This is a genomic window from Skermanella sp., assembly GCF_059503625.1.
This window is the reverse complement of sequence record NZ_JCACHA010000761.1, coordinates 1-10,131: the sequence shown is the minus strand read 5'-3', so window position 1 is coordinate 10,131 and position 10,131 is coordinate 1. Positions and strand designations below refer to the sequence as shown.

Sequence of the window (10,131 nt, the reverse complement as noted above, 5' to 3'; positions counted from 1 at the left end):
GCTCGTGGTGGCTTTTCTCACCGGTGGCGCCTGGGCGATGTACTTCACCGATGCGCCCACTCTGGTTGCCGGTCTTTTCAGGTTCCAGATCGACGAGCTGTCCCTGATCTTCATCGCACTCTTTACATCCACGACCTACCTGCTGGGCGGCTGGGCGCGTGAACAGGTCTGCACGTATATGTGCCCATGGCCGAGGCTCCAGGGTGCTATGATCGACGAGGACAGCCTCATCGTCACGTATGAGAGCTGGCGCGGCGAACCGTGCGGAGCGAAGCGCAAGTCGCAGGATTGGGGCCAGCGCGGCGACTGCATCGACTGCAAGGCCTGCATCCATGTCTGCCCGACCGGGATCGATATCCGCGAGGGCCTGCAGATGGAATGCATCGGCTGCGGGCTGTGCGTCGATGCCTGCAACGAGATCATGACGAAGATCAGCCGGCCGCTGAACCTGATCACCTTCGACACCCACAACAATCAGGTAGCAAAGTCGCACGGCTCCACTGCGCATGTCCGGCTGATCCGTCCCCGCACCCTGATCTACGGGCTGATCATCGTCGTGCTGGGCGGCATGATGGTCGCCGGTCTGGTGTTCCGTCCGCAGCTCGACATCAGCGTCCTGCGGGACCGGGCGCCGTTGTTCGTCACCTTGTCCGACGGCGATATCCGCAACGGCTATACCTTCAAGATCTCCAACATGACGCGCTATGCCAAGGACTACAGCCTCAAGCTCGATGGCGTGGCCGGCGCCACTCTGGCCGTCGTCGGACAGGAGGATCGGGTCGAACGGATCGATCTTGCCGCCCGGCCCGATACGGTCGCGACATACCGGATCTATGTAAGGGTAAGGGCGCCGGCGGAAGCGCTGAAAGCCACATCGACTCCGGTGACCTTCACCCTGACCGACAAGACGACGATCGGCAGGGGCGCTCCCGATGAGGTCGAATATCACTCCGTCTTCATCGGACCGGACAAGTAGTCCCGGATGAAACACACGATCCGTCCAGGCGCCTCAGGCGCCGGTACAGCAATGGGAAACGCCGATGTCCGTTGAAAATCTGCAAGGTCGCCACACCGGATCGTCTGGTGCCGGATCATCTGGCACCGGATCATCGGGCGGCCGTCCGCCCGGCTGGTGGTATCCCTGGATCTTCGTCGGCTTCTTCTTCATCACCGTCGCGGTCAACGGTACCATGGTGTTCTTCGCCATCAACAGCTGGACCGGGCTGGAAACCCAGCACTACTGGGAGCGGGGCACGGCCTATAACGCCGCTATCGAAGGCGCTCGCGATCAGCGCAAGCGCGGCTGGCAGGTCGGGATCGAGTTTCAGGCGCCCGATATCGCATCGGCCCGGCTGGCCGTGGATATGAAGGACCATTCCGGCACCATCCTCGCCGGTGCCCGGGTGACCGCCGAAATGGTCCGGCCGACCAGCGAAGGGCACGATTTCACGGTCGAACTCCCGGATCGGGGACAGGGCCGGTATACCGCCGACTTCGCCTTCCCGCTGCCGGGGCAGTGGGACATCCGCGTCGTCGCCGATCATCCCCAGGGCGACTACCAGGAGGTCAGGCGGGTGATCGTCAAGTAAACTCGGGTCCGGTATCGGCGTCGGAAAAGTCGTCGTCAGGTAAATCAGCATCAGGTAAATCAGCGTCAGAAGAATCAGGGTCAGGTGATGAGCACAGGCACCTCCTGTCTCCATTGCGGACAGGATATCGCGGAACGGACGACTGCCGGCAGCCGGTTCTGCTGTTCCGGCTGCGAAGCGGCCTATGGCCTGATACAGGGCCTGGGTCTGGACACCTACTACGCGCGCCGCTCCATCGACCCGGACGCGCGGCCTCTCCGGCCGGACGAGGACGTGCGGGCCGCCGACTTCTCCGCCCATGCCTCGACCACGAAGGACGGCCACGCGACCCTCCACCTGATGGTCGACGGCCTGCAATGCGCCGCCTGCGTCTGGCTGATCGAGACGGTGCTCAGGCGCGAACCGGGCGTGACATATGCCCGGCTCAACATGACGACCCGCCGCCTTACCATTACCTGGGACCCGGACCTGAGCGACGCCGCCTCCGTCACGGGACCGGTTCTCCGCCTGGGTTACCGCCTGGTGCCGTTCGACCCGGAAAAGCTCGACGCGGCGGAAGCGTTGCGGGAACGCGAATTGCTGCGGGCACTGGGTGTCGCCGGGTTCTCCGCCGCCAACGTCATGCTGCTGTCGGTCGCTATCTGGGCGGGTCACAGCCAGGGCATGGGGCCTGCTACCCGCGACCTCCTGCACTGGGTCTCCGGACTGATCGCGATGCCCGCGATCCTCTACGCCGCCAAGCCGTTCTTCCGGTCCGCCTGGAACGCCCTGAAGTCCCGGCGCACCAACATGGACGTGCCGATCTCGATCGGCGTGACCCTGGCTACCGGCATGAGCCTTGCCGAGACGATCCGGGGAGCCGAACATGCCTATTTCGACAGCGCGATCACGCTGCTGTTCTTCCTGCTGATCGGCAGATACCTGGATATGCGGGCGCGGGGCCGGGCGCGGTCCGCCGCCGAACACCTGCTGTCCCTCAACGCCTCCGCCGTCACCGTCCTTGACGAGGACGGTCAGAGCCGCGTCGTCCGTCCGGAACAGGTCGCAGCCGGAATGACCGTGCTGGTCGCCGCGGGCGAGCGGATACCGGTGGACGGCCGCGTCGCCGACGGCGTGTCCGACATCGATACCGGCCTGATCTCCGGCGAGAGCGTGCCCGGCGCCGCCCGCCCCGGCGACAGGGTCTTCGCCGGCACCCTCAACCTCACGGCGCCGCTCCGGCTCGACGTGACGGCGGTCGGGGAAGGCACCCTGCTGGCCGAGATCGTCCGCCTGATGGAAGTGGCCGAGCAGGGCAGGGCGCGCTACGTGGCGCTGGCGGACCGGGTGTCCCGGGCCTATGCGCCGGTGGTCCACCTGACCGCCCTGGCGACCTTCCTCGGCTGGGTGTTCATCGCCGGCGCCGCATGGCAGCCGGCGCTGCTCAACGCCATCGCCGTGCTGATCATCACCTGCCCCTGTGCCCTGGCGCTTGCCGTGCCGGTCGTCCAGGTGATCGCCAGCGGCAGGTTGCTGCGGCAGGGCATCCTGCTGAAATCCGCCACCGCACTGGAGCGTCTGGCGGAAATCGACACGGTCGTCTTCGACAAGACAGGCACGCTGACCGAAGGCCGGCCGGAACTCCATGCCGCCGGATTGTCCGACGCCGACCTTCGTCTGGCCGCGTCCCTTGCGGCATCGAGCCGCCATCCCCTGGCCCGGGCGCTCTGCCGGGCCGTTCCCGGTGCAGCGGTGGCTGCCGGCGTCCGGGAAATCCCCGGCTCCGGCCTGGTGCTCGCCGGTCCCGACGGCGAGATCCGGCTGGGAAGCCGGCGCTTCACCGGTGCCGCAGCCGAGGACGCCGACGAGACCGGAAGGCCAAATCCCGAACTCTGGCTGGCCCGTCCCGGCGCGGTTCCGGTCCGTTTCCGGTTCACCGACGCGCTCCGGCCAGATGCGGCCGCCGTCGTCGCGGCGCTTCTCGCCAGAGGCAAGCGAGTCGTGCTGCTGTCGGGCGACCGCTGGGCCGCGGTCTCGGATGTCGCGGGCCGTCTCGGCATCGGCGAGTGGCGCGCCGAGCAGAGCCCGGCCGACAAGGCCGCCTGCCTGGAGGAACTGGCGCGGAGCGGAGCGACCGTGCTGATGGTCGGCGACGGCCTCAACGACGCGCCGGCGCTTTCGGCAGCCCATGTTTCGCTGTCGCCCTCCACGGCGGTCGACGTCAGCCAGACCGCCGCCGACATGGTGTTCCAGGGTTTGAAGCTTTCCCCGATCCTCGAAGTGCTCGACGTGGCGCAACGGTCGGGCCGGCTGGTCCGGCAGAACTTCGCCATGACCTTCGTCTATAACCTGGTGACGATCCCGCTTGCGGTTGGCGGTCTCGTCACTCCCCTGATCGCGGCGGCGGCGATGTCGTCTTCGTCGCTGATCGTGATCCTCAATGCCCTGCGCCTGTCACGGCGCCGGCGCCGATTGGACCAAAGCGATGGACGCGCTGATCTTTCTCATTCCGCTGGCGGTGGGGCTGGGGCTGCTGGGGCTGCTGGGCTTCCTCTGGTCCCTGAAGTCCGGTCAGTTTGACGATCTTGACGGTGCGGCGCACCGCATCCTGTTCGATGACGACGACGTAAAGCCGTCACCGCGTGGCGGTGGGGTAACACCGCCGCGCCGCGACGACGGAAAATGACATGAAATCGTTCGGTAAGATCCACGCATGTTGCAATCTTGCGAAAAATCCAATTTATCACCAGAATGGAACATGAGAAGCAGACGGCAGGGGGGATCGCCATGCCTCCATTCGACATGGGCAGAGTACGCGAAAAGAGTTCCTTGGCTGACACCACACCCTGCGGCGCCTGCCCTGTACGTACCCTGGCGGTCTGTGCGGCCTTGGAAGCGGATGAGCTTCGCCGCCTCTCCGACATCGTCCAGATGCAGTGGGTCGAGGCGAATCAGACGATTTTCGCCGAAGGCGAGGGGGCCGACGCCCTGTTCAACGTGACCGCCGGGACCGTGAAGCTTTACAAGCTTCTTCCCGACGGGCGGCGCCAGATCACGGGCTTCCTGGTGACCGGCGATTTCCTCGGTCTCGCCATGAACGAGAGCTACGCCTACTCGGCGGAAACGGTAACGCAGACATCGCTCTGCCGATTCCCCCGCCGCAAGATGGAAGCGCTGCTCGACGAATTTCCCAAGATGCAGCGCCGGCTCTTCTCCATGGCGTCGAACGAACTGGCCGCAGCCCAGGACCAGATGCTGCTGCTCGGGCGGAAGACCGCGCGGGAAAAGATCTGTTCGTTCCTGCTGATGCTGGCGCAGCGCCAATCCCGGCGCGGACATAAGGACAACCCCGTCTATGTCCCCATGAGCCGTGCCGACATCGCCGATTATCTCGGTTTGACGACCGAAACCGTCAGCCGCACCTTCACTCAGCTCAAGACTTCCGGCGCGATCTCGCTCCAGGAAGGCAACCGCATCCAGATCGCCGATATGGATGGCATCTACGACATGGCGGAAGGCGTCTGAGACGCTCCTCTCCGCCCGATCGCCTCTAGGCGGGTTCCGCCTTGTCTCCCGCCGAGCGCTCCTCGACCTTCAGCGCGTCGGCGAGGCGGATCTGGGCGGTCCCCGGCTTCATCGGCTTCTGCTGGCTTTCATGCGGAGCCCAGCCGGCCAGATACAGGATCTGGAACGTCGCGGTCACCCGGCCGTCCGGCTCCGAATACAGCTCTGCGTACCGGCGCGCGGCATCGACCATCAGGGCGCGCGGAGTCGGGTGCCTGCGCCGGTTCAGTCCGGCATTCGTCTCGCCCATCCCGCGCAGGTCGGCCATCAGCTTGAAGGCGCTCTCGTAAGTCACCGTGATCGTGTCGCTGTCCACCACGGGCAGGGTGAACCCGGCACGCTGAAGCAGCCCGCCGGCGTCGCGCACCTCGGCGAAAGGGGAGATCCGAGCGGTGACGCCGCCGGTCAGGTCCAGTTCGGCTTCCATCAGGCAGCGGCGCAGCTCGAACAGCGTCTCGCCGCCCAGCATCGCCCCGATGAACAAGCCGTCCGGCTTCAGCGCACGCCGGAGCTGGAGCAGCGCGCCCGGCAGATCGTTGACCCAGTGAAGGCTCAGGTTGCTGACCGCGAGGTCGAAACTCGAGTCGGCGAAGGGCAGAAGCTCTTCGTCGCCGGCAACCCGCATGTCTCCTTCCGCCGCACGTACCATGGCGGGCGACAGGTCGCATTGGACCAGCGTCTCGATCCCCTTGCGCCCGCGCAGGACGCGGCCGGCCTGTCCCGTATGGCAGCCCAGGTCCAGCGCCGTGGGGAATTCGCGGACGACATCGTCCAGGCGGTCGCCCAGGCGCTCGGCGACCTCGGCAAAGAGGAAGTCGTAGCCGGCAAACCCGGCGGCGGCGCGGTCGCGGTGGCGGCGCACCGTCTCGCGGTCGAACACGGTCATGATATCGCGGTCATCCATCCTCCTAATATAGAGGGGCCGCCGCGTCGCACAACGACCGTAAAGGAGCGGCCCGGTGCGACTTCCTGGCCGCTTGACCGGACCCGCATACGGGCGCACAGCGGACGCCATGAGCATCAAGCCGTCGCTAACCCGCTTCCTGGCCGGTATTGGGCGCGCCGCGCTGGACGCGATCCTGCCGCCGCGCTGCCTGTCCTGTGCCGGCACGGTCGACCGGCAGGGCACCCTCTGCCTGTCCTGCTGGAGCGGGCTGACGTTCATTTCGCCGCCGCACTGCGCCTGCTGCGGCGAACCGTTCGACATCACGCTGGCGGTGGACGCCGCCGACACCCTGCTATGCGCGGCCTGCATCGGCCAACCGCCGGCCTATGGGCGCGCCCGTTCGGTTCTGACCTATGACGACGGCTGCCGGGGCATGATCCTCGGATTCAAGCACGCGGATCAGACCTATGCCGCCAGCGCCTTCGGGGCATGGCTCGCCCGCGCCGGGGCCGAACTCCTGGTTCCTGGCGCCGTGCTGGCGCCAGTGCCTCTCCATCGCTGGAAGCTGTTCGCCCGCCGCTACAATCAGGCGGCATTGCTGGCCCATGCCGTCGGCCGCCATGCCGGCCTCGCCGTCCTCCCGTCCCTGCTGGTGCGCCATCGCCGCACCACGCCCCAGGGCGGGCATAGCAGGACCGGGCGCCGGCGCAACGTCCGGGGTGCGTTCCATGTCCGGCCCCGGCTGGTGGAACGGGTCCGTGGAAAGCCGGTCGTGCTGATCGACGACGTGCTGACGACGGGCGCCACCGCATCGGAATGCGCCCGCGTGCTGCTCAGGGCCGGGGCATCCCGCGTCGACGTGCTCACCCTTGCACGGGTTCCGAACGGCGGTATCTGGCGAAACTGATGGGGCTCGCCATATAGTCCTTGAACAGCTGCATGTTTTTTCCGATCGGAGTTCACGGTCCATGGCCGAAGTCGTTATGTATTCCAGCCCCTGGTGCCCCTATTGCTCGCGGGCCAAGAAGCTCCTCAACGAGAAGGGCGTCCAGTTCGAGGAGATCGACGTCATGATGCAGCCGCGCAAGCGGGTAGAGATGACGGAAAAGGCCGAAGGGCGGACCACGGTTCCGCAGATCTTCATCGACGGCAAGCCGATCGGCGGCTGCGACGACCTCTACGCGCTCGACCGGGCCGGCAAGCTCGACCCGATGCTGGGACGCGCCTGATGGCAGGCTCCCTGACCGTCGCATGCGTGCAGGTGAACGCCGGGCCGGAGATCGAGCCCAACCTGCGCACGGCAGGCGACCTCATCCTGCGTGCACGCGAGGCGGGGGCCGATTTCATCGCGACGCCCGAGAACGTCGGCATGGTTGTCCAGGGCCGCGCCCGCGTGCTCGAGCGGGCAAGGCCGGAACAGGACCATCCGGCGATCCCCTTCTTCCAGGATTTGGCGCGCCGGACCGGCGCCTGGCTGCTGGCGGGTTCGCTCGCCGTGCGGCTCGACGGCGAAGACCGGGCCGCCAACCGCAGCCTGCTGTTCAGCCCGGACGGTGCTGTCGCGGCACGCTATGACAAGATCCACATGTTCGACGTGGACCTCGCCAACGGCGAGAGCTACCGCGAGTCGGCGACGTTCCGGCCGGGCGACAAGGCCGTGCTGGCGCAGCCCCCCTGGGGCGGCGTCGGCATGACGGTCTGCTATGACCTGCGCTTCGCCCACCTGTACCGGACATTGGCACAGGCGGGTGCCTCGATCCTGACCGTGCCGTCCGCCTTCACCGTCCCGACCGGCCGGGCCCACTGGCACGTGCTGCTGCGCGCCCGCGCCATCGAGACCGGATGCTTCGTGATCGCGCCCGCCCAGTGCGGCACCCACGATGCCGGGCGGACCACCTATGGCCACTCGCTGATCGTCAGCCCCTGGGGCGAGATCCTGGCCGACGGCGGCGAGGAACCGGGGATCGTCACGGCAAGGCTCGACCTGGGCGAGATCGAGAAGGCGCGCGGCATGGTGCCGTCGCTCAGGCACGACCGCAGCTTCGCGCCGCCTGCTCTCTAGAGTTTCGGCTTTTCAGGTGCCGGTGAAGTCCTTGATGACCTGCAGGAGCCGCTCGATCTCGATCGGCTTCTGCAATACCACCAGCCGGTCGTCGGTGGAGACGCCCTGCTCGTCGTTCAGCGACATGTAGCCGGTCATGACCACGATCGGCAGGGATTCGTCCAGGCTTCTCAAACTGGCGATCAACTCGCGTCCGCCACCGCGCGGCATCCGGATATCGGTCACCACGACGTCCGCCGGGTCTTGCTTGTGGAATTCGAGGGCTTCGATGCCGTTGACCGCCGTCGTGATGCGATAGCCTTTTCGGGTCAGGAAGCGTTCCAGCGCCATGGCTGCGATCGCTTCGTCGTCGGCCACCAGGATGTGGGGCATGGCCGACGGTTCGGGGTCAGGCATCATATTCCCTTGTTCAGTTTCTACGTACCGGCAGTGATATGGTGAAGCGGGCGCCCTGTTCCAGGTTTTCCGCGGTTATCCTTCCTCCCATGGCGCCGATCAGGCTGGCGCAGATCGACAGGCCCAGGCCGACGCCCTTGGTGGCGTCCTTGGTCGTGAAGAACGGATCGAAGATGCGTTCCGCCAGTTCTGGGGGCAAACCAATGCCGTTGTCGGCGATGGCGATGCGGACCTGTTCGGCGGAATGGTCCATGCCGACCGCAACCTCTATCCTGCCGGTCAGCGCCGGATCCTCTTCCCGGCGCATGGCTATGGCGTCGCGGGAATTGCTCAGCAGGTTGATGACGACCTGCTCCAGGCGGCCGGGCCGACCCGCTACCTGGATCCCATCCGGCATGTCGCCGCTCACCAGCTCCATGCCTTCGCTGGCATAGTGGCGTTCCAGCAGGTTTATCGCGCGCCGGACCGGCGGCACGGGATCGAACAGGGCGACCTCAGCGGTGTCCCGGCGGCTGAAGGAGCGCATCTGATCGACGATCTCGCCCATGCGCGCGGCCTGCGTCGCGATCAGGTCCATCCCCTGCGACAGGTACGCGATACCGCTCTGTCCGTCCGCGATCATCAGGCCGCAGTCGTCGGCGGTGATCTTGATGATGTTGAGCGGCTGGCTCATCTCGTGCGCGATACCGGCCGCCATGGTGCCGAGAGTCGCCAGTTTCGATGTCTGCGCCAGTTCCTCCTGGAGCGTCCTGTATTCCGTCATGTCGCGCGCCGTCCCCAGCAGCTTGACCGGCCGGCCTTCGGGGGAAAGCACCGGGGCGAGGTTGGTCTGCCAGATCCTGGTTCCTGCCGGCAGCTTCAGGACGTCTTCGTATTGGATCGGCTGCCCCGCGTCGCAGCAGGCGCGATAGCGCTCGACCAGATGGTCGGCCATGTCGGCATCGAAGAGTTCGTGCGGCGTCCGGCCGGCGACATCCTCCGACCTGAGGCCGGTCTGACGCTCGTGACTGGGGTTGAGCGCTTCGTAGCGGAACTCGCCGGCGCCGGCGACCCGTATGACGAACAAACCTTCGGCCAGATGGTGGAAGATGCTGGAATAATGGCTTTCGCTGGCGCTCAGGCGGCGATTGGCTTCCACCAGTTCGGCAGTCCGCTCAGCGACGCGGGTTTCCAGCGATTCGTTGGCCCGCTGAAGCTCGGCGGTACGTTCCGCCACCCGCGCTTCCAGCTCGTCCACCATGCGGCGAACCTCCATCTCGGCGCGGCGGCGTTCCAGTATCTGCATTTCGAGCGAGCTGTTGGCTTCCCGGAGCTGCGCCGGGCTGGGCAGCGCCAGCGCCTGGGGGATCAGCGGCCACAGGATCACCGCCGTGACGACCGAAATGGCGGCGGTGAAGGCCTTGACGGCGCCCTGGGCGACGTAATCGGGATTCCAAAGCGTCCAGGCGCCGAAGAAATGGGTCACGCCGCATGCCAGGATGAACCCGCAGAACATCAGGAATATCCATTTATAGGCGAGATCCTGACGCTGGGAGACGAAGTACAGCAAACCGACGGGAATGGAAAAATAGGCCAGCCCGATCAGTATGTCCGACAGCAGATGGACCCAGATCAGTTCCGGCTGCCATGTCAAGCAGAGGCCGTGCGGCAGAAAG

At 66.3% G+C, this 10,131-nt stretch carries 11 protein-coding genes; 8 read left to right on the top strand and 3 right to left on the bottom strand.

Annotation, left to right across the window (positions count from 1 at the left end; all coding sequences use genetic code 11):
- The 5 genes from ccoG to AC5JJ6_RS26430 form a co-directional block, all read left to right on the top strand.
- On the top strand, positions 1–976 hold a 976-nt coding region (gene ccoG / locus AC5JJ6_RS26450; RefSeq protein ID WP_496044933.1), incomplete at its 5' end, for a cytochrome c oxidase accessory protein CcoG.
- A 64-nt stretch (positions 977–1,040) separates the two neighbouring features.
- Positions 1,041–1,589, top strand: coding sequence for a FixH family protein (locus AC5JJ6_RS26445; RefSeq protein WP_496044932.1), 549 nt, complete (start codon positions 1,041–1,043; stop codon positions 1,587–1,589).
- 87 nt (positions 1,590–1,676) lie between these two features.
- The gene (locus AC5JJ6_RS26440; RefSeq protein WP_496044931.1) at positions 1,677–4,148 is read left to right on the top strand and encodes a heavy metal translocating P-type ATPase metal-binding domain-containing protein; all 2,472 of its coding nucleotides are present in this window, start codon (positions 1,677–1,679) and stop codon (positions 4,146–4,148) included.
- On the top strand, positions 4,054–4,254 hold the full coding sequence (gene ccoS / locus AC5JJ6_RS26435; protein WP_496044930.1) for a cbb3-type cytochrome oxidase assembly protein CcoS: 201 nt from the start codon (positions 4,054–4,056) through the stop codon (positions 4,252–4,254). The genes AC5JJ6_RS26440 and ccoS overlap by 95 nt, the downstream gene beginning before the upstream one ends.
- A 101-nt stretch (positions 4,255–4,355) precedes the next feature.
- On the top strand, positions 4,356–5,093 hold the full coding sequence (locus tag AC5JJ6_RS26430; RefSeq protein WP_496044929.1) for a Crp/Fnr family transcriptional regulator: 738 nt from the start codon (positions 4,356–4,358) through the stop codon (positions 5,091–5,093).
- Positions 5,094–5,118: 25 nt separating this feature from the next.
- Here AC5JJ6_RS26430 and AC5JJ6_RS26425 read toward each other — a convergent pair whose 3' ends face one another.
- Positions 5,119–6,036: a methyltransferase domain-containing protein gene (locus AC5JJ6_RS26425; RefSeq protein ID WP_496044928.1), complete on the bottom strand. Its 918-nt coding sequence runs from the start codon at positions 6,034–6,036 to the stop codon at positions 5,119–5,121.
- Between the two features lie 109 nt (positions 6,037–6,145).
- Here AC5JJ6_RS26425 and AC5JJ6_RS26420 point away from each other — a divergent pair, with 109 nt between their 5' ends.
- From AC5JJ6_RS26420 to AC5JJ6_RS26410, 3 genes are all read left to right on the top strand, one after another.
- Entirely contained in the window at positions 6,146–6,925 is a 780-nt protein-coding gene (locus AC5JJ6_RS26420; RefSeq protein ID WP_496044927.1) for a ComF family protein, read from the top strand.
- Between the two features lie 61 nt (positions 6,926–6,986).
- Positions 6,987–7,247: a glutaredoxin 3 gene (gene grxC / locus AC5JJ6_RS26415; protein ID WP_496044926.1), complete on the top strand. Its 261-nt coding sequence runs from the start codon at positions 6,987–6,989 to the stop codon at positions 7,245–7,247.
- Positions 7,247–8,080: a carbon-nitrogen hydrolase family protein gene (locus tag AC5JJ6_RS26410; RefSeq protein ID WP_496044925.1), complete on the top strand. Its 834-nt coding sequence runs from the start codon at positions 7,247–7,249 to the stop codon at positions 8,078–8,080. Before grxC ends, AC5JJ6_RS26410 begins: the two co-directional genes overlap by 1 nt.
- 12 nt (positions 8,081–8,092) lie before the next feature.
- Here the strand turns inward: AC5JJ6_RS26410 and AC5JJ6_RS26405 are convergent, their stop codons facing one another.
- Both AC5JJ6_RS26405 and AC5JJ6_RS26400 read right to left on the bottom strand, forming a co-directional pair.
- A complete protein-coding gene (locus AC5JJ6_RS26405; RefSeq protein WP_496044924.1) occupies positions 8,093–8,476 on the bottom strand; it encodes a response regulator in 384 nt (127 codons plus the stop codon).
- A gap of 13 nt (positions 8,477–8,489) precedes the next feature.
- Positions 8,490–10,131 (bottom strand): PAS domain-containing sensor histidine kinase (locus AC5JJ6_RS26400; RefSeq protein ID WP_496044923.1); only part of this gene is annotated, 1,642 nt, incomplete at its 5' end.